The organism is Amycolatopsis sp. WAC 04197, from assembly GCF_003947475.1.
Taxonomy (GTDB): domain Bacteria; phylum Actinomycetota; class Actinomycetes; order Mycobacteriales; family Pseudonocardiaceae; genus Amycolatopsis; species Amycolatopsis japonica.
Genome location: NZ_QHJK01000004.1, coordinates 767,676 through 794,076, shown reverse-complemented (window position 1 = coordinate 794,076; position 26,401 = coordinate 767,676). Strand labels below are relative to the sequence as shown.

General features: G+C 68.4%; 9 protein-coding genes. 7 read left to right on the top strand and 2 right to left on the bottom strand.

Translation table 11 applies throughout. The features are described 5' to 3' along the window. Positions 1–160: 160 nt before the first annotated feature. A complete protein-coding gene (locus tag DMC64_RS20510) occupies positions 161–1,351 on the top strand; it encodes an NAD(P)/FAD-dependent oxidoreductase (protein WP_125734794.1) in 1,191 nt (396 codons plus the stop codon). A gap of 707 nt (positions 1,352–2,058) precedes the next feature. On the opposite strand, the gene DMC64_RS20500 is transcribed toward DMC64_RS20510, so the two are convergent. Further along, positions 2,059–2,703: a TetR family transcriptional regulator gene (locus tag DMC64_RS20500; RefSeq protein ID WP_125734793.1), complete on the bottom strand. Its 645-nt coding sequence runs from the start codon at positions 2,701–2,703 to the stop codon at positions 2,059–2,061. Between the two features lie 42 nt (positions 2,704–2,745). On the opposite strand from DMC64_RS20500, the gene DMC64_RS20495 reads away from it, so the two are divergent. The 6 genes from DMC64_RS20495 to DMC64_RS20470 all read left to right on the top strand — a co-directional run bounded on the left by DMC64_RS20495 (position 2,746) and on the right by DMC64_RS20470 (position 13,969). Continuing rightward, entirely contained in the window at positions 2,746–3,903 is a 1,158-nt protein-coding gene (locus tag DMC64_RS20495) for an ester cyclase (RefSeq protein WP_125734792.1), read from the top strand. Positions 3,904–4,014: 111 nt separating this feature from the next. Next, entirely contained in the window at positions 4,015–4,275 is a 261-nt protein-coding gene (locus DMC64_RS20490; RefSeq protein ID WP_125734791.1) for a hypothetical protein, read from the top strand. Positions 4,276–4,301: 26 nt separating this feature from the next. After that, entirely contained in the window at positions 4,302–4,904 is a 603-nt protein-coding gene (locus tag DMC64_RS20485; RefSeq protein WP_125734790.1) for a hypothetical protein, read from the top strand. Further along, positions 4,844–5,017 carry a LuxR C-terminal-related transcriptional regulator gene (locus DMC64_RS43680; RefSeq protein WP_125734861.1) on the top strand — a complete coding sequence of 58 codons (174 nt, stop codon included), beginning with the start codon at positions 4,844–4,846 and terminating at the stop codon, positions 5,015–5,017. The genes DMC64_RS20485 and DMC64_RS43680 overlap by 61 nt, the downstream gene beginning before the upstream one ends. 178 nt (positions 5,018–5,195) lie before the next feature. Beyond that, complete coding sequence (locus DMC64_RS20475) at positions 5,196–12,059, top strand: hypothetical protein (RefSeq protein ID WP_125734789.1); 6,864 nt, start codon at positions 5,196–5,198, stop codon at positions 12,057–12,059. Positions 12,060–12,520: 461 nt separating this feature from the next. Further along, entirely contained in the window at positions 12,521–13,969 is a 1,449-nt protein-coding gene (locus DMC64_RS20470; RefSeq protein ID WP_125734788.1) for a hypothetical protein, read from the top strand. Positions 13,970–14,611: 642 nt separating this feature from the next. Here DMC64_RS20470 and DMC64_RS20465 read toward each other — a convergent pair. Then, entirely contained in the window at positions 14,612–26,230 is an 11,619-nt protein-coding gene (locus DMC64_RS20465) for a hypothetical protein (protein ID WP_125734787.1), read from the bottom strand. Positions 26,231–26,401 lie beyond the last annotated feature (171 nt).

Sequence of the window (26,401 nt, the reverse complement as noted above, 5' to 3'; positions counted from 1 at the left end):
ACCACGCGCGCGATAGTGCACATTTGGGCACGATGGCCGGAGGGTGTTGACAGAGGCACGCCCGGCCAAGGTGTCGCCGGCGGTCACTTGACAACGGCCGGTAAGCGGTGTTCTTGATCGATTGACGAACTGTCCCCTGGGATCCGATGGAGTGAGCGGCATGGCGAGGGTACTGATCGCCGGTGGAGGAATCGCGGGAACCGTCGCCGCGATCGCACTGCACGAGACGGGACACGAACCAGTGATCCACGAGGCCTACGCCCGGACCGCCGAGGGTGCCGGCGCGTTCCTGGCGCTCGCGGTGAACGGACTCGACGCGCTGGCCCCACTGGGCCTGAAAGAACTGGTCGAAGACTGGGGACTCGCTATGCCGAGGATCAGGATCTGCTTGGGCAGCGGGCGCGAGGTGGCGGATCTGACCGCGGACGGGAGACTGCCGGACGGAACCGCGAGACAGACTTTGCGGCGTTCGGACCTCTACGTCGGCCTACGCGACGAAGCCGTCAGACGCGGCATCGAGATCCGGTACGGCCGGCGACTGGCCGGCGCCAGGGAAACCGCCGACGGCGTGCTCGCGACGTTCGAGGACGGCTCGTCGTCCGCGGGTGACCTGCTGGTCGGCGCGGACGGCCTCCGGTCACGAGTGCGCCGGATCATCGACCCGCAGGCGCCGCCACCGCGTTACGTACCCATGCTGAACACCGGCGGGCTGGCCGACGGCCTGCGGCTTGACGACGAACCGGGCGTCATGCAGATGACCTTCGGGAAGCGGCTGTTCTTCGCGCACGTCGTGCATCCGGACGGCGGCGTGTGGTGGTTCACGAACCTTCCCTGGAAGCAGGAGCCGACGCCTGCCGAACTGGCCGCCATGACCGGGGACGCCTGGCGCGAGGACCTGATCCGGCAGCTGGCGGTGGACCGCACACCTGCCGCCGAGATCGTGCGCGCGACGCACGAGGTATTCCCGCCTTGGGCGACCTACGACTTCCCGAGTGTGCCGGTATGGCGAACGGACCGGATGGTGATCATCGGCGACGCGGCGCACGCGACCTCACCGGCGGCCGGCCAGGGCGCGTCGATGGCCATCGAAGACGCCGTCACCCTGGCGCGATGCCTGCGCGACGTGGCGTCGATCCCGGAGGCGCTGGCCGTCTACGAAGAGCTCCGGCGCGAGCGCGTCGAAGCCGTGGTCGAGCGCGGCAAGCGCATTGGGTACGCGAGGAGGGCCAGTTCCGCCGGGCGGGTGATCCGAGACTTCCTCATCACCCGGGCTTTCAGGAAACCGCCGGAAAAGGACCCGAACGCGTTCATGTGGCAGCACCGGATCGACTGGGAATCCCCCGTTCGCTGACGCCGGAGGCCGACCCTACCGAGAACCCGACGGGTACGCGTGATCGAGCGCGACGCGTACCCCGTGCGTACTTCCCCCACGCAGGCGGAGTAGGCCTTCGCCGGGCGACGATCACCTGCGCGTCATCGGTGGCGACGGCCCGCATTCGCGGAGAACGCCCGAACAAGGCGGTGAGCACGACGTCCGCCTCCAGCCGGACGAGAGCCGCACCGAGACAACGATGGATCCCGTGACCGAAGGCGAACGGGACCGAGGATGCAGGACCTGAACGGACGAGGGGTCCTGAGTGGCAAGTGCCTCTCACACGACTTATTTGAGGAGTAAGACAAATGTGGCGCGGGGGTCACCGCCTTTCTTCCGCCTGTCGAACGTGTCGCGAAAGTGGCTTTCGCGACACGGGACGCCGCCAGCCTCGGGTGTTTGCGAAGGCCACTACACAACGGACGGCACCGGCCACGCCACAGGCGCCTGGCCTTTATAGCTTCCCTGGCAGACCACGGGTGATCCCGGTTGAACGGCACCCAGTCTTCGGGGACGCGGAGACGGCCTTCCGGCTTACGCACGGACGCCGGCGTCGTCGAGTCGTCGCCGCCCGAACGTGAGTACGAGGAGACCTGCGAGAAGCTGCGCAGGTTCGCATCGTACGTGGTCGCCCTCGGTTGACCTGAGGTATCGCCACGTCACGAATCCGGTCGAGCACGAACCGATCACAGCCGGCCGGCGAACAACTGGACGGCCTCGACCGCCCAGTCCCGCCACTGCTCGGTCGTCCAGCCACGCTCGAGGCAGAACTTGGTGTAGGTCTCGATGCTGACCAAGCCCCACACGACGTCGATGACGCGGTCGTCCACCCGACACTCGTAGACCAGTTCGAGGGTTTCGGAAATGGTCGTCCGCCTGCCCGTTTCGAGTTCGGTGCGCCACTGAGCCACCTCGGGGTCACCGGCGGCCGCCTCGTGCATGGCCGCCCAAAGGCGGGAAACCGGGCCCGAATAGATCTGCCCGGCGATCTCGATCGCTCCCTCGAGCCTTCGTTTCTGCGGCTCGGAACTCAGCTTCCGGTAGGGCTCACGCTCCACGAGAGGAACCGGGTCGGCATCACCCACTATGGCGACGTCCATCGCAGCGCGCAGCAAAGCCTTCTTCGAGCCGAAGCCACTGTAGACAGTCTCGACCGCGACTCCGGCCGCTGCGGCGATAGCGGCCACAGTGGTCCGAGCCCACCCTTTGCGGGCGAACAGATCCACCGCCGCGTCAAGGACTTCCCGCCGGGTCTGTTCGACCTGGCGAGCTCGAAGCGTGGACCGATACTTCCGCGGCGGTTCCGCCGCACCCTTCGTCACTGTTGCCATCCTACACACCCTCCTGATTCAATACAGTCAGATTCCAGCGAAATGCTGGACCGCGCGTCGCAGGGAGATGACATGCCGACCCCGCCCCCTCCGAATCCGCCTGGCGAAGCCGTCGACGTGCGGGACATGCTCGTCGCCCACCAGGCGTTCCGACGGGAGTTCCGGCTCGCACCGGCAGCCGTCGAGCGCGTCGACGACGGCGATCGCCGTCAGGCCCGGCGAGTCGCGAAGCATCTGCGATTGATCATCCGGATCCTCGATCACCATCACACCGGAGAGGACCGCCTGCTCTGGCCGAGGCTTCACCACCGGGTCCCTGAACGCCTCGACGCCTTGGTGACGGAAATGGAACACCAGCACGAGGAACTCCACTCGCTCCTCACCGCCGTCTCCGAGCAGGTGACCGCCTGGATCGCACGCGCCGATACCGAAGCGCGCGGTCGGCTGACCGGCACGCTCAAGCAGCTGTTCAGGGCCTTGCACGACCATCTGGCCGACGAAGAGGCCCGGATCCTGCCGCTGGCCTCGCGCTACCTCTCCGTCGACGAATGGCAGGAACTGGAGCGCGACGGCATCGGCGCCCTGCCCAAGACCCGGGCAGCGCTGGCCTTCGGAATGCTCATGTACGAAGGCGATCCCGAGGTCGTCTCCCTCATGCTGAGCCGCGCGCCAGCACCGGCCCGGCTGCTCATGCCCCGGCTCGCGCCACGTGCCTACGCACGCCACGCGCGCCGTATCCACGGAACGTCCACCCCCGGGCCCCGCACAGCCGCGGGCTCGCACGAGACCGTCGCGCGACGCGTGTATGCGGACCTCTGGAACGACCGGCGGTACGAAAACGCCGACGACCTCTTCCACCCTCACTTCAGTTCTCCCGCAGCCCCGGAACTCAGCGGCGGAGCCGCCAAGCTCGCAGCCATCCGCGTCTACCACGCGGCCTTCCCCGATCTGAAGGTCACCATCGACCAACTGGTCGCCTCGGCCGACCAGGTCGCCGTCCGCTGGTCTGTCACCGGCACCGATACCGGCGGCCTGCGCGGCAGGCCCCCCACCGGAAGGGTGATCACGACCTGGGGTGTCGACTTCCTCGAATTCGACAATGGGCGAATCATCCGGGACTGGGTCGGAACCGACTGGCTCGGCACCCTCGTGCAGCTCGGCGCGGTTCAGTCTCCCTGGACGAACGCTTCCGACAACTAGCGTCCGGCGTCAGGGCGGCCGAAATCCGCTGATGGGAGCACATCCTGTGACCGTCCCCGAGCACCGCGATTGTCACGCCACCGAAGCCATGGTGTGGCCGGTATTCGGGGAATGGACAGGACCCTGGCCACCCGGCTCGCCGACCGTGCGCTCACCACGCCGCCGTACGCGGACGACCTCCGCTGTGTGTGGCGTGCGCTGTCGGTACTGCTCATCGCGCGGGCTCTTCCGGCGGTCGACGCGCATTACGAACGCCTCGTCAAGACCACCCGTGACGGGTCCTGCCACGAATCCGTTGTGGCGGCTGATCCGTTCCCAGATCGCTCGGCTGACAGGCGACCTCGGCCCGGGCGAATGACCTCAGTGGACTGATCGGCCGCTCGACCGTTCACCAGCCGTTGCTCCTCGCCGCGCGCGGCACCGTCCAGCTCGCCGAAGGTCGCAATAAAGATGCACTGTCCGATTTCACCGCTTGTGGTGCCGCGCCCGCCTTCGAGCACATGGCCAGTCCGGCCGTGCTGCACTGGCGTGCCATGGCCGCGTTCGCCGCCACCGGATGCGGTCGCCCCGACCTGGCCGGTTCGCTGGCCGATGGCGAACGTCAGGCCGCGAAGCAGTACGCCACCCCCGCCGGCCTCGGGTACGCGCTGTACGTGAAGGCGATGGTCGCCGGTCGCGGTGGAACACTCACGCTGCTCCCCGACGCGGTTCATTTGCTCGAGGTAGCGGGCGCCCGGGTGGAGCTCGCCACAGCTTGCCCGGAACTCGGCCGAGCTTGGCTGGCAGCCGGGGATTTCGCCAAGGCGGCCGTTCACCTTTCGCGTGCGGCCGAGCTGTCGCGGCAGATCGGCGACCGGCGATCGGCGGTTGAGATCGGCCTTGAACTACGAAAAGTGACCGACGCCCCGATCGCGGAAAGCTCACTCCCCAGGAACACCGTATCGCCGGCCCGGCCCATGCGGGCCTCAGCAACAAGGAGATCGCGAAGAGGGTCGGGCTGACCACACGGACGATCGAATTCCATCTCTCAGGCGTTCATCGCAAGCTTCACGTCTCCGGCGAAGAGAGCTGTCGTCGTCGGAGATCGCCCTCGCCTGATCCCGACGGTTCGTGAAGGCAGGCAGGAGCACTCGGCGTTCTCCGAGCGAGCGCCGATCGTTCGTGGGGCAATCCCCTCTGCTTTGAGTTTTTCGGCTTCCCTGCCGGATGGCCGGCCAGGTTCGGCTAGAGACTGAACCCGGTCTGCTGACGTGTCTGACAGAAAGGGTGCCGTCATCGTGGGGGATGGGGCCGTGCACATCCCTTCGGACGTACGGCGCTTCCTCGAAGTCACGTTGGGTTTGTCGTGGCCGGAGAGCGATGACCGGGGTTTGACCGCGTTGCGCCGGGCGTGGGCGGAGTTCGAGGCAGCCGTCACGATCTACGAAGACGCGGTGGGCGAGGCCGGGGTGGCCGCGGCGGAGGCACTGACCGGCGAGACGGGTGAGTTCTTCGGCGAATACCTGACAGCTCTGGTGCCGAAGGGCCTCGATGGTCTGGCCGAAGCGTCCGGAGAGCTGGCCCGGATGGCACAGAACGCGGCAGCGGACGTGTACAAGACCAAGGTGATGTTCGTGGTGTTCGCCGCGTTCACCCTGGCCTCGGTCCTGCACCTGCTGGCCACACTGATCTTCGCCGCGCTCGCCGGCGTGGTGATCACCACCGCCCGGGTCGCGCTCGCCGCGATCTGGCGGGCACTCGTCGAGCGGCTGAGCAACCTGACCGTCGCCGCCGTCGTGCACGGCGCTCGGAAAGCCGCGACCCAGGCCGCCGCGTTCGCCGGCTTCGGGGCCGCGCTGATGGGCGGCACCGATTTCGGCGTCCAGGCCCGGCAGATCGCCGACGGGGACCGCGACGGCTGGGACACCCGATCACTGACCTCGTCCTTTGCCGGCGGAGCCTTGGGTGGCGCATTCGCCGGCCTCTTCCACGCCGGAGCCGGGTTGATCCGCGGCACCGCCCTCACCTTGCGCGACCGCTTGGACGTCCGTCCGGGACTCCTCGACGAACTCGTCCCCGGCTCGGCCGTCAAGGGGGTCACGGCCGGCCAGGTCGGCGACGCGATCACAGGCCCCCTCGCCGCCATGGGCAACCTCGCCTACGGCCTCGGGCAAGTCCAGACCACCCTGACCTTCGCGGTCCCCATCAACCTCGCCCTCGGAGCTCCTGCCGGCAACCCCTTGTTAGGCATCCTCGGCTCCTTGTCCACGCACGGCGGCGGTCACCGCTCCCCCACCCCTCCCAGCCTCGGCACCCCGGCCCTCACCCTCGACGCCCTCCTGCCGCCACCCCCGCCCACACTCACCATCCACGGCGACAAGGCCGCGATCGACGCGACAGGAAGCGCTCCGGCGAAAGCGGAGGCCCTGCCGCCCTACTCGGCGGCTCTTGCCGGGCAAGCGGCCCCGCAGGAGGAGAAAAGCCCCGCGTACACCACGAGCCCTCAGGCCATCGGCGCCTTGTACGCCGCACCCGCGTACGCTTCCGTCGCCGGCTCGTCGCCCGGGTCCGCCACCGGTGACACCACCCCCACTGTCGGCGCCGTCACCACCGTCTCCGGGGCCGTGCCCGGTGACAGCACCGGTCGGGCCGAGGTCACCGGTGTCGTGAGTGCGCCCGAGGGCCGAAGCGTGCAGCCCCTGGCCGTCGCCGAGGTATCGACACCGACGACCTGGCTCGCCCCCGTTGCCGTTCCGGCCGGGACCGTCCCAGCCGGTGATCCGGCGATGGCGGTGGGTGCAGCGACAAGCCCACCGGGCGAGCCCGTGGCCAGTAGCGGCTCGCAGGCATCACCTCACGCCCGCGCGAGCCAGGCGACCCTGGCGGTGAGTACCGTCGCGTCCGGCGAAACACGGTCCGATTCGGCTGTTCCAGCCAGGAACGCGGGCCAGGACGTCTCCTCGTCACGGCCTCACGGCGCCGGAGCCGTCACCGCGCAGGGGACCTCCGTGCCACCGGTGACCGCCGCCGGATCCCCGCCCCGCCTCGCCCATGGTGAGATCGAGACGGTTTCCGCCACGACGCACGGGCCGCCGAGCAGCGTCGTCCCGTTCCTCACCGGCACCGCCCCGGAGACGGCGACCACCGCGCCCGTCGTGCACGCGGCTGCCACCCCCGGCACCCCGGCCGTACCCGCGCCTTGGGCGGGGATTCCCGTCGTCTTCCCAACGGGACCACTCCAGACGGTTCCGCTGCCCAACGGTGGTGGGGTCGCGTTCGTGAGCCACGAGTACGCGCCCAATGTCCTCAACGCCTTCCCACAACCACGGCCTGGTGTGCTGCGGATCGTCAATCACCACGCCGGCGAGCATTACTTCCTGCCCGGCGACCACGGCCGCCCTCTCGCCCACCGCTCCCGCCAGTTCACCGAAGCTCTGGCGAACCTGCCCACGGCCCTCGCCCCCTGGCGCACCGTCGACACCCTCGAACTCTGGGCCTGCAACCTCACTCCACGCGACCGGACGCGCCTCGCCCGACACCTCCGTGGTCACCCTGCCCTCCATCACCTCACCCTCACCTTCGCCCATGCCGGCACGCCTGTTCACATCACCCCACGAGGCCGAGTCTCCACCGCGGCGACCTCCATCGGCCTCCCGCCCGGGACCCTCACCCTCGCTCCCAAGGGCAAAGGCCCGGCGAAGCCCGCGGTCCACCTCGACGATCCGGAGTGGCGCAGCGCCTTGGCCACCAAGCTCATTCATCAGCACGGTGACGTGGAAATCAAGAATCTACTAACGCACTTGACGAAAGAGGGCATCCAATCCAAAGACACCAAGGTCTTCAGGGCGGACTTTCAGGCGCAACGCGAAGCGATGAAGAAGAGGGGCGAGCTCTGGCAACCCTTATACCGGGGCGAGCCACGCTTGGGGAAATTCTCTCCGGAGAATCCTGACGCCCTCACCGTCTGGCTGTATTGGCAGGCTGCCGATCAGCCTAACGTCACGGCCGGCGCGCTCGCGCGCTACGCACGGGAAGCGGGCTTCGCCAGGTCAGCCGATTTGCTTTACACCTTCGCTCAGCAGGCCCTCATGGCCGCTGAAGCGGACGGTCGTCGAAACCGTTTTCTATCGATCTCCAAAGTCGGAGACCTGCCCGAAATCCGTGGGCTGATCGACGCGCTGATCGTCACCAACTCCAGCCTCACAGCCACCGCACTCGTTAAACTCGCCAGAAATGAACACGGCATCCGTGGAGACAAAGACGATTTTAAAAAATTCATTGACGCCAGGTTGCGGCAACCGGACCACACTCTCGACGTGGCCACCGCACGTGCGCGATTGGCCGGGCGGCTCAATCCGAAGTTCCTTGGCCGGTCTCTGGATGTCGATGCCCCGGGCGACCGCGTACTGATCGGGCAATGGACCTACGCCGTGGCTTGGACGGACAAGGACGCCACGCCCGACGAGATCGCCGACCGGCTGGCCGGCGCCGGTGTCGCCGGATCACGCGAACTCCTGGGCAGGCTCGTCACCGAGATGGTGGCCGAGGCCGCCCGAAACGGTGACCGGCTCGAACTCCTCTCCGCCGGGAATCCCGGCCACGCGGACGCCATCCAGGCCCGTACCGCCGCCATTCTGCTCGCGACACCCGGCTTGCGCCACGCCGACCGGCTCAACGAGCTGGTCAATCACATGCGAATGCGGCACATCACCGGCCTTCAGGACGATCTGAAGAATATCGCCGTTTCCGCGCGGCAAGTCCCATCCGACACCCTGCGTACCATCACCGCGAACCATCCGGACCTGCTGTTCGGCCCCATCTCCTACCGCGAACGCCACCTCGATCTCACCATCGACGGAGACCGTGATTCCCTGCGAGAACTGGCCCGCAACGTGGTTGCGGAACGGGGAATGCTCAGTGACGAGACGTTGATCCGGCATCTGATCCACGAGGGCGTCCTGGAGAAGCCCGGCCTCGGCGCGTTGATCCGCGATGCCAAGGCACAAGCCCGAACCGAGGGGTCGGCCTGGCATCCCACCTATCACGGCCAGGTGCGTCAGGGACCAGCCGATCTCGATAGTCCGGACCACCTTGCCGCCGTGTTGTGGCTTCTGGCGGTCGGCCACCCTCAGGAAGACCCGGCACAGATCGCGCGCCGCGCGGAACAAGCCGGATTCACCGACCTCAGGGAACTTGTCAAGAGCGCCGAAAGCGTCATGGTAATCGCTGAGGAAAACCGGCGCCGTCCCCCGTTCTTGTCGTTGTCCAAACCTGAACACCTTGATGATGCTCATGCCGTGATAGACGCTTTGCTCGTTACGGAACCCGACCTCGACCTCGTTTTGATGACAGCACGCCTGCGCGATCACAATATCCAGGGGCAAACCAACCAGATCTCCAATGCGGCGAAAACCCGGAGGCAGGCGATCGCCGCCGCGGAGGAACAGAACCCGGAAGTGCGGCAAGCCAGGGTCGACGCTGCCATGGCGGTTTTGAACCCACAGCCGGTCCGGCGATTCCTGAATTTTTCCCTGGATGCCGGTCGGCCGAACGATCTCGAAACAATAGGAAGGCTGGCGTACGCCGTGGCCTGGGCGGACAAGTCCGCCGACCCCGCGGCACTCATCGTGCGGCTGGGAGAGGAGGGAGTCACCGGTGATCACGCGGTACTGACCGCCGTGGTCACTTCCGCCATCGCCGAAGCCGACCGCCATGGCGACCGGCTTCCCGAGCTCACCACCGATCTGGCGGTCAACACACCGGATATCCAGCAGCGGAGCGGGCGGATCATCTTGGGGGACGCCGCCCGCTACCTGGCCGGTGGCGCCGACCCGGTGAACGAACTGGTGCGACAGATGCGGGTCCATCACATAACCGGTCCCGCACCTGCCTTGCGCGCCCACGCCGAAACCCTCCTCGCCATCCGAGCCGAGCAGCCGCTACACGGCAGCGCCTCGGTCCCGCTGACCTCCTTCGGCCAACCGGTATGGGCTGTGCCGTTCCCGGGTGGGATCGGTTTCGTGGCCGACGGCTACTCCCCCAACCTCTTGAACGCTTTCCCCACCCCGCTTCCCGGCACCCTGCGCATCATCGCACCGCGCGCGCACGACACCGGTTCTTTCCTCGTCCCCGGTCCCCACGGCACCACCATCCCCCACAACCCCGGTCAGCTCCTCTCCCTCATCGGCGATCTCCCAGCCGACCTCGCCACCCGACTCGCCCTCTTGGCCCCGGTCACGAATCTCGAGCTCTGGACCTGTCACCTGACGCCACAGGACCAGACGAACCTGGCACAGTTGATTCGCAGCCACCCCACACTTCACCACCTCACCGTGACCTTCGCCCATCCCGGTGGCCCCATCCACATCACCCCCGCGGGCCGCCTCTCCACCGCGGCCACCTCCGCCGGTCTCCCGCCCGGCACCCTTACCCTCGGCCCGGAGCACTACGGCGAAGCACCGGCGCACACACATCTTTCCCATCTCGGCGTTCTCCCCACGGCGCCACCGGGAACGGTGGCGGAGATCCGCGATCTGCTCGAACTGCTGACGATGTCCGCCGCCGTCGACGGACGTCGTCCATTCCACCCCCTGCTCGGCCCGGATCTCTTCGGCTTCGGCCGGACACCCGATGTCCTGGACGCCCTCAGCGGACTCGATCATGACGAGCTGAGCGCGGCACAAGGAGTCACTCTGCTGACCCGGCTGGATCTCACTCGCCCATTCCCCGACGCGGAAGCGCTGACGCCCGAGGCCCTTGCCGAGGGAAGCGCCAAGATCCACGTGTCGGCATGGACGCGAGCCGACAGGCAGTTCTGGGAACGCGAAGGGCTCGATCCCGAAACCCTGCCCGCACGGCGGGAGACCCCGGAACTTCTGCACGGGATCTGGCTGGGCTGCCCCTTGGCCGATGGCGGGGAAACCGGGCTGTTCAAGCAAGGCTTCGCGGTCTCGGCGAGGAAGCTGGCCGGCCGAGCGGTGTTGTGGACGGACGTGCCGCGAAGCCGCTTCGAAGCCGCCCGGGCGAACCCGCTCAGCGAGGAATTCGCCGGCGAACGGGAAATGGCACGCTGGGCGCTGACGAACGACATCATCTTGGTCAACGTCGACGAGGTGTTCAACGCCGAGTCGCCGATGACACTGGATCCGTTCTACCGTGCCGAGTTGACCAAGGGAACAACGCGAGGCTATGTCGAGGCGGCAGACAGCCTCAGGGTCGAGATCCTCGCCCGCTTCGGCGGGCTTTACCTGGACGGTGACGACAAGGTACTCGATCCACGGATCCTGCAGCACGTGCACGCGCAGCCGAAGGGGTTCGCCGTCACCGCCCGGCAGCGAGTTTCCCTGAGCGGGGAGATGACTACTTCGAACAGCAACAGCGGCTTGGCGACAGCCAAGGGACACCACATGGCCTGGGTCTATCTGTGCGAGCTCGCGGCGAGCTACGAACGGGCTCAAGTGGATGTCTTCCCCACTGACTTCGCGGCCAGGCCCAAGGAATGGTTCGCGAGTCCACTCGGGCTTCCCCGGCGCAACTCGGTCATGTGGCGCACCGGTCCCCAGTTGTTCCCCAAACTCAGAGCGCGACTCGGTGATTTCCCTCCCTTGACCGGCTCCGAACCGACCTCTCGCGCCAGCTGGGTGCCGGGTGTGGGTGTCGAGGTTCAGCGGCCCCGGATCGCGGCGGCCGACCTCGAAGGCACGACTTTGCTGGCGGCCAAGGCGGTGCAGACCCTGGTGCGTGAACTGGCGAACCGACAAGGCGATCTTCGCTTGATCGAGATCCTCGATCTGGTACACCAGCACGAGACTCCCGAGATCGTGTGGTCCGCCGCTCTCGGTTACCTCGCCGACACGCCACGACTTCGCGAGCGGGTGCGCACGGTGACGATCAACCGGTACTTCGGGCACGGGTTCGTAACCGTCTCCCTGCCCCCCGAAGTGCGAGACCTCCTGGCCCCCCGGGCCGGAAAGCCGGTGGAGTACCTGGGAGAAACGATCATCCCGGTCACGCTGCGCGCGCCCGCGCCCCGGCGTGCCCGCTCCATCGATGTGGACTGGCCCGCGCCGTTCCCCCCGCTGGATCTGGCCGAAGCGGTCCTCGCCATACATGCCGATTTCATGGCGTCTCTGTCCGAGGACGGTCAGCTTCCGGGAAGTTCGCGGAAGAACGCGTGACTGGACGGACGACACGCGGTGCACCGAGCGTCAGCTCGTCGGTGAAGCGGCACGGTGTCGGTGTGCGAGTCCAGGTCGGCGGGCGAGATCACCCGCGGGCCGACGAGCACCGTCGACCAGCTGGCCGCGCTCCTCTGCGGCAACAGCTTCTCCCGTTCGGACTCTTCCTCGGTCTGACCGATGAGCACCGTCCGCCCGCGCTTCCCGGCGAGGCGCACTGTCCGAGCGGCCAACTCGGCGAGGTATGGGCGAATCGATTTCCCTTGAACACCGCCGCACCGACACCTCGGCGTGTTCGGCCACGTCTCGCAGTTTCGGAGTCAGCACGCTCTTTTCGTTCCACCGCGGGACAAAGTCTTGCAACGCGGCATGCCCACGTTGCAGACTGGCGCCGCCGTGACCCGGGCCACGGCCCCGGGAACCGGTGCGTGCCTCGGCCGTCCCACCACCGGAGGTCCACGATGACCGGACAAGACTTCGACCGACGCGACGCACTGCGCGCCCTCACCGCGCTGGGCGTGACAGGGGCGACGGCGAGCCTGCTGGGTGGAACCGCCGAAGCCTCCGGCGAAAGCCCGCTCGACCTCGAGTTCTCGGTGGAGAGGCGAGCACGGCCGTTCGACCTGATAGCACCGAAATTCGTCCAGCTCGACATCCGGGCCCGGCCGGGCGAGCTGGCCGAAACCCGCGTGCGGCCGAGGGCCCCCTTCGCGACCGTGACCGTCGAAGTACCGGAAACCGGCCAGGTCGTCGCCGGGTTGGCGGGCGCGGGTGTCTCGGTTCTCGGCACCTACGACGCCACCACCGGGCAAGTGGGCATCGAGATCACCACGGGCGGCGGATCGACCGTGGTCAAGACCGCGCAGGCGGATCTGCGCGGCCCCTTCGGCTTCGCCGTGGTCATCAACGAGAACGCCGTTACCGTCCTGGCCGACACGGGAGCAGGCTGGCGACCGTTACTGACCGAACGGGACCAGGTCCGGGCCCGGATCGACCTGCGTGATCCCGCTGTGCTCGGCAAGCTCGGCTATGCCTACGGAACCCGCTCCCGCACACGGCTGGGCAGGGTCCGCGCGGGCTACTACGGACAGGCCGGTGTCCGCGACCCGCACGTCGTGCAGCACGCCGACGGCAGGCCCTACATCCGCCACGGCAAGCTCTACCTCACCATGACCAACGCCGGACTGGGCTTCTTCCAGCAGGCACACTGGGCGGTCTGGACCCTCGACCTCGCGAACCCGGCGAAACTGGAGCAGGTCGCGAATCTGTTCTTCGAGCGCGACGGCGTCGTACTCGGCGATCACGCCGGCCAGATCGTCCGGGACGACGCCCGCGGGCGGTTCATCCTGCTCATGAGTTCCTGGGGAGACTTCGCCTTCAACGGTGTCCACGTGCGCCACACCGCCACGCACGCCGACGTCCTGTCCGGCGTGCACGTGCTGCCGACCCGGCGGCTCGCGCTGCCCACCGGTGTCAGCTCATGGGACCCGGCACTGACCAGGATCCACGGCCGCTGGCACCTGGCATTCGTCGAAAGCCCGGCGCAGCAACCGTCTTTCGTCTTCCATCCCGCACTCGCCGCCGCGGCCCCCGGAGCCGACTACGACAGCGGCCTCACCTTGCTCGGCGCCGATCTTTCCGTCGGCCAGACCGAGGGCACGATCCTGCAGCGGGTCGGCGGGCGCTGGTACCTGTTCGCCAGCGACGGCGACGCGCGCGAATACCCTGTCTACGACCTTCGCATGCGGAAGCTGGGCACGCTGAACGCCCCGTACGGCAGCAACATCCCGCATCCGATGCTCGTCCGGATCGGCGGCCGCTGGTGGTTACCGACCTTCGACGGCACTCAGTACGCGGAGGACGTCCTCGGCTACGGCGGGCACGGCGACTTCATTCTGATGCGTGCCTGAACCCAATGCCACGTTATGAGGGGAGATTCGGGTTCTAACCCGAATCTCCCCTCACGACCACCTGACCCACAGCGCTCTTACGGCTGTCGAACGTGTCGCGAAAGCGGCTTTCGCGGCACTGGACGCCGACTACGAGATGGTCGACGCGGGTGAGTGACCGCGACGAAGGCCTCCTTCACCCACCACCGACCCGCCCCGGCCACGCAGGTCGTCCTTACTTGCTCACGACCAGAGTGCGTCCCATGCGGCAGGGGTTTGAACAAGCTCACGGGAATGCCGTCCACAAGGGACATCACGCGCCGATCGAGCGACCGATTGATGTCGTTATGGCCGGTTATCGCGGGGGGCGTGCGTGACGATTCGGGTTCTTGAGAGAAAGTCAAAGGTGGCGTGTCGCGTGCGGGAGGACCACTCGCGACCCCGTGTTTGAATCGCCCGTCAAATCACAAAATCAGACATTCGGTCGGCTGCAAGTGTCCATAGTGGAGGCTGGAAGCCCGGTCCACTCTCGTCGGTCAGGGCTACCAAGTGTGCGACCTGCGACAATCATCACCAGCGACAATCAAGATCTACCCAAGATCAATCGGGCGCTCGATCTCCTGCTGACCTGGGTCCTCAGCCCGGAAACGCGGGAACGGCGGCTCAGTCCGCTTCCGCGCCACGATAGGCCTGGACCGCCCTCCTCGCGGCGAAGTAGACGACGAACTGGCCACTATTTTCGATGACCATGGGGTTCACCTCGTGGTCGAGGGTCGGGAGCACGATCGCTCGTGTGGCCGCGAAGCCCGCCCAGTGCGTGCCCAGGCTCGGCCGCAGCAGCTCCATCAGGCGCACGCCGACACTCTCCCGGCCCCCGCTTCCCACATCGCAGAATAGGAGTGCCAAGCCTTCGCGCCGACGAGGTGGAACGTTGGCGAGCAGCCCCCGGGACATGATCAAATCGTGCATGAACCGGGGATCCGCCGCAAAGGTGTCACCTCCTGGAGGTGACAATGCCGCCTGGAAGCCGTTCGCGTTCCCCCCGCCCGCCAAATAGAAGGGTCGAGAACCGAGCCGGGCCCAGGGGGTCTCACGCTGGACGACCAGGCGACTGCCGTCGGCGGCGATCCCGTCGGAGTCGTACCCATCGTCCTCTTGGTAAGGCGTGGCCCATTCGTAATAGGTGCGCTCGGCCTCGTCGGTGAGCAGCGAGGCCCACGTACCTTGGTCGAGGTGATCGGCCGAGGGCAACGAAGCCATGACGACTTCACCGTCCGACGACGTGTGGTAGTCGACGCGGACTTCTTCCGGCCGCGGGGGCGGGGCACTGAAAAGGGTGAACGTCCGTCCCGGTGGGACCTCGAAGCCACCGTCCGGGCGCAGTGCGGTGTGGGACGGCGCAACATAGATGTCGCGCATCAGGCCGTCCCCGCGTAGCGCGGCCTGCAACCTCCGCACCTGCTCGGCGATCCGCACGGGCGCGCCGGACAGCCCGGTGATGACCAGCGGTGCCGCGGCGTACTGGCCGGCCGCGCGGCGGAACACCGCGTCGGCCGCCAAGCCCGCGCCGAACTGCGCACCGTCCAGCCAACCCGACTGGTCGCCCCGCACGTTGAGGAAGCCCGTTCCGTCCCCGAACGCCAGGAGGTGCACCGGATTCCAGGCCAGGTGCTGCCACGGTGCGGGCACGGGCGCGGTGCTACCCGCCGTCCAGATCTGCCGGAGGTCTTCGTGCTCGACCGCGCTGGCCCACGCACGGGCTTCGGCGCCGTCGTCGAACGCCCCCGCGACGACACCGGCGGGTTCACCGTTGCCCCGGTCGAGGCCGGCCACGGACAATTGCCTGACGGCCTCGCTCACGGCCACCTCGGCGAACGCGGGAAGTCGCGCCGGGCCGACGTCGTCCTGGATGAGGCCGGCCCCGCCGGCAGACCGGTCGTGACCGGGCGCGGCGATGGTCGCCGGCTGGGGCAGCACGTCTCCCGCCCCCGGCAGCGACGCCGGTGGCCGCCCCGACATCCGTGTCCACGATACCGCCGGGCCAGCCGGTCCGTCCGACATCGCCACCCCGTCCGGCCGCCGGACGAAGGCCGCGCTCCCCGGCGGGCCGCCCGCCGGCGAAATCGTCACCACCTCGCCCGCCACCCTCGGCCGTAGCGGAAGAGGGAACGAATGCCGGGCCAGGCCAGGTTCGGCTTCGCGGCTGCGCAGTGCCTCGGTCAAGTCCACTTCGGACGTGTCACGAGCGCGTCCGTCCGGCTGGAACTCGATCCAGGTGTGGTCCGTGACGGCGATCCCGTTCTCGATCCGGATGTCCCCGCGAGTAGCGAGAACTGTCGTGCCGAGGCGCGCCGCGAGCACGCCCCCGAGCGCCGGGGCACCGTGCGACACGACCAAAGCGAGCTTCGCGCCTGTCCCGGACACGGACTCGGCCAGCGCATCGGCCAGATCCTCGATCGGCAGCTCGGCCGCGTTCCACGTGCGCAGCGCCGAACCATCGCCGCTGAGTGTCCCGCGCACCAGGTGCGCGCCGGGGTGCGCGTCGAGGGCGTAGAGCTGCTCCACGGCCCGGCCTGCCGAAGTCCCGGCTTCCGGGACCAGCGTGACGGTCTCGCGCCTTAGCAGGTGCGAATGCCCGTACTGCGCCGGACGCGGCCCGTCGCCCCGATTCACACCATCGACGTAGGCCACGGTGATGAGGGTTCCTATCTCCCGGGTGACGGGAAGCAACTCCAAGAGGTCCGTCAGCTCGCTCACCAACGCCGCCTCGGTGAAGTCCGCGTCGACGGGGTCGTTGACGAGCCGTGGTTCGCGCATTCGGCGATCGAGCGGCCGGTCGAGATTTTTGTCCATGGCGCCTTGGACCAGCGCGGCCGAAAGCGCGGTCTGCGCGGCGAGCACCGCGGCCTCGAAGCCGCCGCGCCAGAATCCCAGGCGGATCCGTTCGGTACCGGCGGCACGGTCCACCTCGAAGCCGACCGCGTTCGCACCGTCGTCGGGCAGCGTCGCCGGATCCTGCGCCGCTCCGCGTTCGGGAAAAACGGGTGGCCGAGCCTCGGTCGACGGCCGGCCGGGACCGCCGAAGCGAAAGAGCGGAGCTTCGAACGCCTTCACCAAGAGCAGGAGCCGCCGACGTTCGGCGGGCGTCAGGAGCCCCTCGGCGTCGACCCGGATGACGGTCCCGAGCGCCTCGGGCATCACGTCCCTTGCCTCCAGTTCCCGGCCCAGCGACTCGAAGTGCGCGAAAGCCGAGGAAATCGGCTGCATCGGCAAGCGGGCGGACCAGGTTCCGTCGCCGCCCGCGGTATGCCGCCACCGTCCGTCCGGCGCGTTACCGTGCTCTTCCGCGGTGCTGCTCCCGGAGACAGCCAGATCCTGGCGGGAAGCGACCACCGCCTCGACCCGGCCGGCCGGAGGTACGAGAGAGGTGACGGCCACGCCCTCCAGCAGCCGTCCGGAGCTGTCGTCCGGCGTCTGCTCCTCCCTCTGTTCGTCGAGGGCCTCTCTCAGGTCGGAGAGCCTGGTGGCCCGCAGCCGGGTCCGCAAATCCTCGGCCGCCGCGATCCTGCTGAGCACAAAGGACGCCGCGAAGGTCTCCGCCGGAGCGCGGGCCAGTGCCTTCAGGTCGGCGAGCAGCAGCTGGTAAGAGGGTTCACCGGCTTCACGTTCGTATGTGTACATGACGTTCAGGTGCCTTTGCACCACGACAAGCTCGTTGAGCAAACTGCCCAGCAACGTCCTCTGGTCCGACGGGAATCTGTTGCGAGCGGCCGCCAGCGCGTCGGCGAACCCCTGTTCCCGGGTGTTCCAAGCCGCCTCGGCGTCTCCGGGCCAGAACTGGACCCACGGCCGGCTCGAAGCGAGCCCCTCAGGGGGCCGGCGGACCACCTCTCCGGCGGTGGCCAGAACCGGCACCCCCACCTCGTCGGCCAGGCTCTGCGCCTGCTCCGGCCGCAGCCGGGAAACCGCGACGCCAAGCCGGCCGCGAACACTTCCGTCCGCGAGCGCCTCCGCCGTCTGGCCCAGCCGGCCGGCCAGGTCCCGCTTCGCCATTCGAGCCACGAACTCCTCGAACGGCAGGCGGCCGCCGTCGGCCAGCAGCAACGAATCACCGTCCGGCGCCCGCTCGGCCAGAACGATTTGGGTGTCCCGCGGCGGCGAGAACGCTTCGAGCGTGCCGAGTACTTGGCCGAAGTCGGTGCCGGGGCCCGGGAACACCCGGACATTGCCCTGTCCCACCGAGCCGTCGGACGCGTCTCGGGCGAAGTCTTGCCCGGCTTCGGCCTTCGCGAAAAGGTGGAGCAGCCGGTCTTGCCCCTCTGGCGACGGGCGGAGGACTTCGAGCAGGTCCAGGAAACGCGCGGTCCGCGAGACCGGTGTGGGAACGGCTCCGGCGGCGTGCGCCCTGCGCTCCTCGCGCAGGAGGTTCTCGAGTACCGGTGGCGAATCGATGGCGGTATCGTAAAGGCCTGCGAAAAGATTCGTCAGAGCCACGATCGCCGCCGGCTCCCGAACCGGGAATGGCAGGCGGAAAGTCACCGACGTGGTACCGGCGACAGAGTATCCCGCGAAGTCGATGAGATCCCTGGGGCTGGCATTGTAGCCACCGATTTCCGCGACGCCCGCTTCCGCTGGGTATGGGTTCGGCAGGACCGCGCTCGGGTTCGCCGCCGCTCGCGGCCCAGCCGCGGCGGCCGCCAGCGCGAAGATGACATCCTCGAAGACCTTGCCGAGCCTCGCCAGGTCGTACACCGTGCGGTCGTGCAGCGCCACCTCTTCTGGGCCTACCGCTACTTCACCACCAAGGTGAATCGCGTCTACCACGAGCGGCCCGGACATCACGTCCGCGAAATCCCCCCACTCGGAACTTCGGAACCACCGGGGAGGCGACCGGAAGAGCGGGCCGTCCGCATCGATCCCCCAGTCGCTGATCCTGGCGGCGGGGGTGTCGGGGTAAAGGGTGCGGCCCGAGACGGCGAACTCGCTGTACCGGGCACCGACGCTGTAGAGGTAGTCATCCGTCTGCTGCGGCCACGAGGAATCCTCCGCATACCTCAAGATCTCCTTGCGCGCCCAGCTCCGCCACCCGGCCCGCAGTTCGTCGACAGCTCGGCGCCACTGCCGCAGGTCCGAGCGGAGGAGGGCGGTGCGGCCGTCGTCGACGGGTGCTGCCCGCCACGACTTGAGCCAGCTGTCGATCACGTCGGCGACTTCGTGGGCGTTCCCGCCACTGTCGACCAGCTCCAGATCGTCGCCCCACGTGTACCCCGCCGGCAACACTCGCTGCAGCAGGCCCTGATCCTGCGGCAGGAGCCGCATCAGTTCCCTCGCTTCCGCAGCGATCTCGCGCGCCTCCCCCACGACGTCGTCGGCATCTCGGGTTACGCGTTCGGTCACCGCTTCAGCACGCGCGGCCGCTTCGATCTCTTCCTCGGTGACCTCGTCCAGGCGCCGCTCCGGATGTCCCGTCCAGCCCAGCCACGACAGCACGTAAGGCGGCCGTCCATCGGCGAAATGCCGGACCCAGGACCGCCCGTAGCGCGTTCTGCGGTCCACTGGACGACCGAGTTCCACGCTCAGCGCCTGCGCGAACGAAGGCAGCCATTGAGTGTCCAAACCGGACACCCGAATGACCGGGCGCTGGTCGACACCGGCCGCGCGGAGCTGGTCCGCCACCTCGGCGACTTCCGAATCGGCGCGAACGTGCACCCGCACCCGGTCCGTCTCCGCGCGCACCAGCGCCGGTTCCGACGGGGCTTCCGGATCGAGGCTCTCCACCGCGTCCGCCGGCCGCGCCCCCGAAGCGATCGTCCCGTTGCCGCGCACATGCAGGCGAGTACCCATCGCGAACGGGACCACCCGCACCCCCGCCGCGTCCGGCCGGCCGTCCACGTACCGCTGCACCGACTCCACCACCGGATGCGTAAGGTCGCACATCACCAGCAGCAACCGCGACATCCGTGACCACGGCATCATCGATCCTGACAGCCCGTCCACCACCGCCTCGATACTCGATCGGCCCGACGGAACCTGCAACCCGCCGGCGCCATAACGCCCCACCAGCACGAACGTCCCCGGCTCGACCTGCAACCGCGCCACCGCCGCGGTCACCGCCCCCACCGCTTCGGGCCGCACGAACGCCACTGAGCCCGCCAGCGCACCCCCGGCCGGCAACCGGGCCATCACCACATCGCCGCGCGGGGCGGGCCCGTCAAGGAGCGGAAGCACCGAAGATCCGGACTGCAACGCCACGGCCAGGTCAGCCTCGCCGGTGTCGCGTGAACGACCGTCCGGCGCGAACTCGATCCAGGCCCGGTCGGTCACGGCGGTTCCGTTCGCGACCCGGACGTCGCCGTCGGTGGCGAGAACCACTGTTTCCGACAGCTCGGCCAGCGGACCGGCGATCCCCCTGGCACCGCCGGGCACGACGAGTCCGAGCGGCGCCGGACCACTGGCCAGCGCCGGCACGGACCACACCAGGGCGTCGGCCAGGTCCTCGGCCGCCAGCTCATCCCCGTTCCACGCCGACACGGTCCCGTGGGCGGAACCGGGGGTGCCGATGACCAGGTGCGCGCCGGCCTGCGCGTCGAGCGCGTACAGCCGCTCCACGACCTGTCCGGCGGATTCGCCGGCGCCGGGCAGGATCGAGACGTTCTCCCGCCTGACCAACCGGGACACACCGTGCGGATCGGTCCGCACCCCGCCGATCCAGTTCGTGCTGTTCGCGTAGGTGATAGTGATGAGTGAATCGAGTACGTGGGAGACGTCCAGCAGTTCGAGCAGGTCCGCCAAGCCGTCCAACAGGGCCACACCGCTGTCCGGATCGTTGACCAGGCGAGGTGCTCGCAGCAGGTCGTCCAGCGCACGGTCGATCAGCGGATCCCTCGCCGCGTCGATCAACAAGACCGACAGCGCCGTTTGCGAGACGAGCACCGTCGGGTCGAGACTGCTACGCCAGAATCCCAGCCGGACCACTTCGGTCCCGGTGGCGTGATCGACCTCGAAGCCGACCACGTCGGCGCCGTCGCCGGTGAGCGCGCCCGGAACCGGCTCCGCACCGCGTTCGGGCAAGGGCACCGGCCGGGCTTCGTGCAGCGCCAGCTCGGCGCCGCCGAACCGGTAGAGAGGCGCCTCGAACGCTTTCACCAGACGCAGCAGCCGTCCTCGTTCGGCCGGCGTCAGCAGCCGCTGGGCGTCCACCCGGATCTGAGCGCCGAGGTCATCGCTGGGCCAGCCGCTGTCATCGGCGAACTGCGCCAGCCGATCAAGCTGTGCGAAGGCCGCCACCGTCGGCTGCAGTGGCGAACGCAGAATGCGGGTGCCTTCCGGCCCCGGCTCATGCGCCCAGTTGACGCCCGCCAAGTCGAGGGTGTCACCTCGGCCGCTGTCCCTGGTGGCGTCACCGGGGAATGTCAGCTGCAGCTGAACGGCTCCCGCCGGCGGCTCCACCGTACTGGCCCGGAGACTCGGCACGAGGCGTGGGTATCCGGCTGGGAGCGACCGGTGTAGTTCCTCCTCGAAGAGTTCGGTCAGCTGGTCCGTTCGGAGCTCCCGCAGCTGGGTTCGCAGGTCCGCCGCCGCCACCGCTCTGTCGAGGACGAGCCGCGCGGGAACCTCTCCTGCCTCAGCGGCGGAAAGCTCGTTCGCCTGGTGGCGCAGGATTTCGTGACTGCCGGCCAGTTCCTCAGGCGTCTCATCGGCCAGGACGGTCACGTGACGAAGCGCCGAAGCGAGATCCGAGTGAAGAGACTCCATCAGCGCAGGTACGTCCGAAGGGAAACGGCTGCGTGTCAGGGCCAGTGCCTCTCCGAAGTCCGTGGCGTGGGCAGTCCAGACGGCACCGGAGTCACCCGGCCAGAACTGGATCCAGTGCCGGTCCGATCGAATCCGGCCATCGGGACCGTGGACGACCTCGCCCATGGTGACCAGCAAGGGCACCCCCAGATCATCGGCAAGCCCCTGGGCGTGCTCGGCCGGGAAACGGGACACCACAAGACCGAGCCGGCCTCGGACAGTTCCGGCCGCGAGCGCTTCCGGAGTCTGCCCGAGCCGGACCGCCGGCTCCCGGCCGACCAGGATTCCCCGGAACTCCTCGAACGGCAGCCGTCCGCCATCGGGCCTGAGCACGCCTCCGGCTACCCGCTCGGCCACGACCAGGTGAACGTCCGGGGCGACCCGCAGTGCTTCGAGCGACCGCAGAACTCCGTCGAAGTCCGCGCCAGGGCCCGGGAACATCCGGACGTTGCCTCGTCCGATCGAGGGGTCGATGTCATCCCAGCCGAAAGTGTGCCCGTCCGGAACGTGCGCGAACAGCCGGAGCAGCCTCGCCTCGGCCGCCGAAGACGGTTGGAGGATCTCCAGCAGATCGAACAAGAGTGCGCTGCTCGATGCCCCCGCCGGATCGGCGGCAACACGATAGACCGAATCCTCGGCGAGGATGCGGCGTTCAGCCGCTCTCGGCGCGAAGAGCACGACCTCGAGGAGGCCTGCATAAAGGTCCGACAGCGCCAGTAACGCACCCGGGTCACGAATGAGATAGGGCAGCCGGAACGAGACCTCCTTCTCGTGGAGTGAGAAGATTTTTCCGAACTCGACGTGATCGTGCGGGCCGGCGTTGTACTCGCCGATTCCGGTGATACCCGCCACCGAGGGGTACGGATTCGGTACGGCCTCGGTCCGGAGCATCGGGGAGGTCCGTGCGGCCGCGGCCGCCACCAGGTCGAAGATCGGCTTCTCGAAGATCTTGCTCAGCCGCGCCAGACGGTGCGCGGCTTGCCCGATGATCGCGGTGTCGTCGTGACTGGCCAGTGGGATGTCCACGTGCAGAACGTCGACGCCGGGCGAGCCTGCGATCGCAGTGGCGACCGCACTCCACCCGTGCTTCTGGAACCAGGCCGGTGGCGACCGGAAAGCCGACCTGTCCGGGCTCGATCGCCACCCTCGCGGCAGACCCGCCGTCCCGTCACCACCGGGAATCCGCGACCGCACCGAAACGGCGAACCCCGGGAATCTGTGCCCGGCCCAAACAAAGTTGCTGTTCGACGGCTCGATCGGCAGCGGATCGGTTTCCTCCGCGTAACGCCGGATCTCCTGACGTGCCCAGGCTCGCCATTCCTTCCGCAGTTCTTCGACCGCCCTGTTCCATTGCCACAGCTGCGCGCGAAGGCCGTCGTTGCGGTCGGCGTCGGCCGGAGTCTTCCGCCAGGCGGTCAACCAGCGTTCGGCTACGTTGACAAACTCATGCAGCTCGACACTGCCACCGTCACGATCGATCAGGTCGTGCTCGGCATCCCAGGTGTAGTGAGGTGGTGCGAACCTGCGCAGCAGGGCGTTGCCCAGCGGCATCCGGCGGATGACGTCCAGGGCCTCATCTGCGAGAAGCAGTCCCTCGGACACCAGTTGATCGGCATCGTCCGCGACGCCCGTGTCTTGCCGCTCCGCCGGCAACAGCTGGGAATGTGCCACCGGCTCCCTGCCGTCGGGAAAATGCCGGATCCAAAACCACCCTTGGACGGGCCGCCGGTCGACCGGGCGCCCGAGCTCGGTACTGAGCGCCTGCGCGAACGGTGCCGACGACCGGAAATCCAACCCCGCCAGCCGGAGGACCGGCCGCTGGTCGACCCCCTCCGTGCGGAGCTGCCGTGCCACCGCGGAAACGTCCGACCCGGTGCGCACCCGCACGAGCACCCGGTCCGTCTCCGCGGTGATCAACGCCGGCACCGGATCGGAATCCGGGTCGAGACTGACCACCGTGTCCGCCGGCCGCTCCCCCGAAACGATCGTCCCGTTGGCCCGCACGTGCAGGCGTGCCTCCAACGCGTACGGCGTCACCCGCACACTCCGCGTGTCCGGCCGCCCGTCCACGGACCGCTGCACCGACTCCACCACCGGATGCGTCACGTCGCACGCCACCAGAAGCAAACGCGACATCCGCGACCACGGCACCAGCGACGCCGGTAGCGCCGACACCGCGCCCGACCCCATTTCCGACGGCACCTCAAGCAGGCCATCGCGATGGCGACCCACGACCACGAAAGTTCCCGGCGTAACGTCCAATCGCGCCACCGCTTCGGCGACCGGGCCCGCGGCCGCGCGCGGCACGAAGGCCACTGCCCCCAACAGATTGCCGCTGCCCGGCAGCGGAACCGTCACCACCTCGGCCGCTACGCGGGAGCGGCTCTCCGCAGCCGGTTCCAAGCCTGCCGCTGGTATCACACTTCTGTCGGCGGGTGGCGCGCCACCGGGGTCGGCGGAAGTTCGTGCCCCTTGTTCGGCGAACGTCAGGAAGGAATGGTGATGCTCGTTCGTGGGCTCGGGCGTCCGAGCGAACGGCGAATCGTTCTCAGCCGACCGGACAAGAGCCGGCGCGGGTCCGGAAACCACCACCGCTTCGGAAGCCGATGAACCTTCTCCGTCGGGCCGGGTGGCCGTGGTACTCGCACTGGTGGCCGCCGTGGCGTCCTCCGCGGGTTTCGGCCCGCCGCTGGAGGTGCCGACGACCTTCGCCTCTGCTCGCGCCACCTGCACGGACGCGGCGGCACCCCGGTCGCCTCGTGTGGCCGCCGGGGCGGGCTCGCCATCCAGGTACCGCGCGATCGCGGACTTGCCGTCGATGGTGCCGCTCGGTGACTGCGTGGTGGCGGCAACGAGGCCGGTGACTTCCACCGGGCGCGTAGCCGAAATCGTGGAATCCTTGGATGGCAAGGCCTGGTGTTCCCCTGCCGATATTTCCCCGCCTGAAGAGCCTTTGTACTGGTCGGACAGTCCGATGTGGACACTCTCGGCCACTACGCCGGTCGCGCTGGCGGTCGCTGCGGCGGTGATACCGGCCGTCGACGGCGACGCGTCCGTGGTGACGGAACCCGCTACCGGTGTGGAAATGAAGAGGGTGCCCAGCGTGTGTCCGGTTTCGCCGCCGGCCATCGTTTGCCGTGCCGTACTTTCCGTACTTGGAGCCCCTCGCCGGTCCGCGGCCATCACATCGGCGTACGACGGCGGCGGTTCGCCGGGGATCGTCGCGCCGTCGCCGGGGTCGGCGGTGGTCTCGACGTACGTCGTGAATCCAGCACCGGGGAGCTTGCCGCCCCCGGTGGATTCGGCACCCCCGGCCGGTTTGGTATCAGAGCCGACGGCGGCGTCCGTGATTTTTCCGGTGTCGGGGATGGCGAGTGCCGGTGCTCGCGGAAGTGCACCCAATGCCGCCATCAACGCATCCAGAGACCCGGTGGAACCGTGCTCGCCGGAGCCGCCACCGCGTCCTCCGCCGAAACCGCTGAACGCGCTCAACGCACCCAGCCACGCGCTGGCGTGTGGTGATCCCGTCGCCAGGTTGATCGGCGGCGCGGAGAGGATCACCATCACCACCTGGCCCGCCCCGTACGAGAGATGCCCCAACGCCTGCACCGAACCCGGGAACAGCTCCTTCGCCACCACCAGCCGATCCCCCGCCGCCGCCAACGACTCCGCCGTCACCCCCTTCACCGCCAGCTTCTCCGCCAGCAGACCCGCCGCTTCCTTCTCCGCCCCCTTCACCGCCACCCCACGCACCCACACCGCACCCGCATGGAACAACCCCGCGAACGCACCCCCCAGCGCCCCACCCACGAACGACCCCACCAACGACTTACCATCCAGCTCGTCACGCGTACCCGCGACGATCTGCCCCAACTGGATCGACAGATCCAAACCACCCATGATCCCCGCACCCGCCGCCGCGAACCCCACCACCGGAACCGCCGCCCGCCCAGCCGCCCTCACCACCTGGACCGCCAACTCCTTGTTCAACTTCAACGCACCCAGCGCCTGCATCTTCGCCACCAGCGACCGCCAAACCGCCATCAAAGCCTGCCGCGCGGTCAACATCGCCAAACCCACGAAAGCCGCACCGACCAACGTCGCCAGCAAGTGAATGATCGTCGCCAGCGCCAACGCCGCCATCGCGATCATCATGACCTTCGCCTTGACCACATCCGCCGCAGCCGTCCTCGCCATCTTCGCCAGGCCTTCGGCGGACTTCTCCAGAGCCTCGGCCCCCGACACCACGTCGTCGGCCAGCCATGCCGAGAAGTACTTGCCGGTCTCTCCCTCCAACGCGGCCGGCAGGTTCTTCACGCCCGTCTCACGTAACGCGTCCCGGTACTCCTCCGCCGCCACCTCGAACTCACGCCACGCCCGCTCCAGCGCGGCCAACGCCTGATCGTTCCCCTCCGGCCACGGCATCCCCAACGTCACCAGGAAGAACTTCTGCAACTCCGGGGGCAACTCGGTGGAACCACCGGCCATCTCTGGCTTCACCTCCTCCCGAAACTCGAACGGATGATCGACCGAACTCGTCGGGCGCCGGCTCGACTCCAGGCAGCAGCGGAGCGCCGCAGGCCTCACCACCTGTTCGGCTCAGTGAAGCCCCCAGGCCCGTCAGTCACCGCGTCGCATCGAGTGCCGACCCCGATCCGT

What these genes read in the sequence shown, in the direction of transcription:
- DMC64_RS20510 (WP_125734794.1), top strand. Translation starts at nt 161, where the DNA reads ATGGCGAGGGTACTGATCGCCGGTGGAGGAATCGCGGGAACCGTCGCC.
- DMC64_RS20500 (WP_125734793.1), bottom strand. Translation starts at nt 2,703, where the DNA reads ATGGCAACAGTGACGAAGGGTGCGGCGGAACCGCCGCGGAAGTATCGG.
- DMC64_RS20495 (WP_125734792.1), top strand. Translation starts at nt 2,746, where the DNA reads ATGCTGGACCGCGCGTCGCAGGGAGATGACATGCCGACCCCGCCCCCT.
- DMC64_RS20490 (WP_125734791.1), top strand. Translation starts at nt 4,015, where the DNA reads ATGGACAGGACCCTGGCCACCCGGCTCGCCGACCGTGCGCTCACCACG.
- DMC64_RS20470 (WP_125734788.1), top strand. Translation starts at nt 12,521, where the DNA reads ATGACCGGACAAGACTTCGACCGACGCGACGCACTGCGCGCCCTCACC.
- DMC64_RS20465 (WP_125734787.1), bottom strand. Translation starts at nt 26,230, where the DNA reads ATGGCCGGTGGTTCCACCGAGTTGCCCCCGGAGTTGCAGAAGTTCTTC.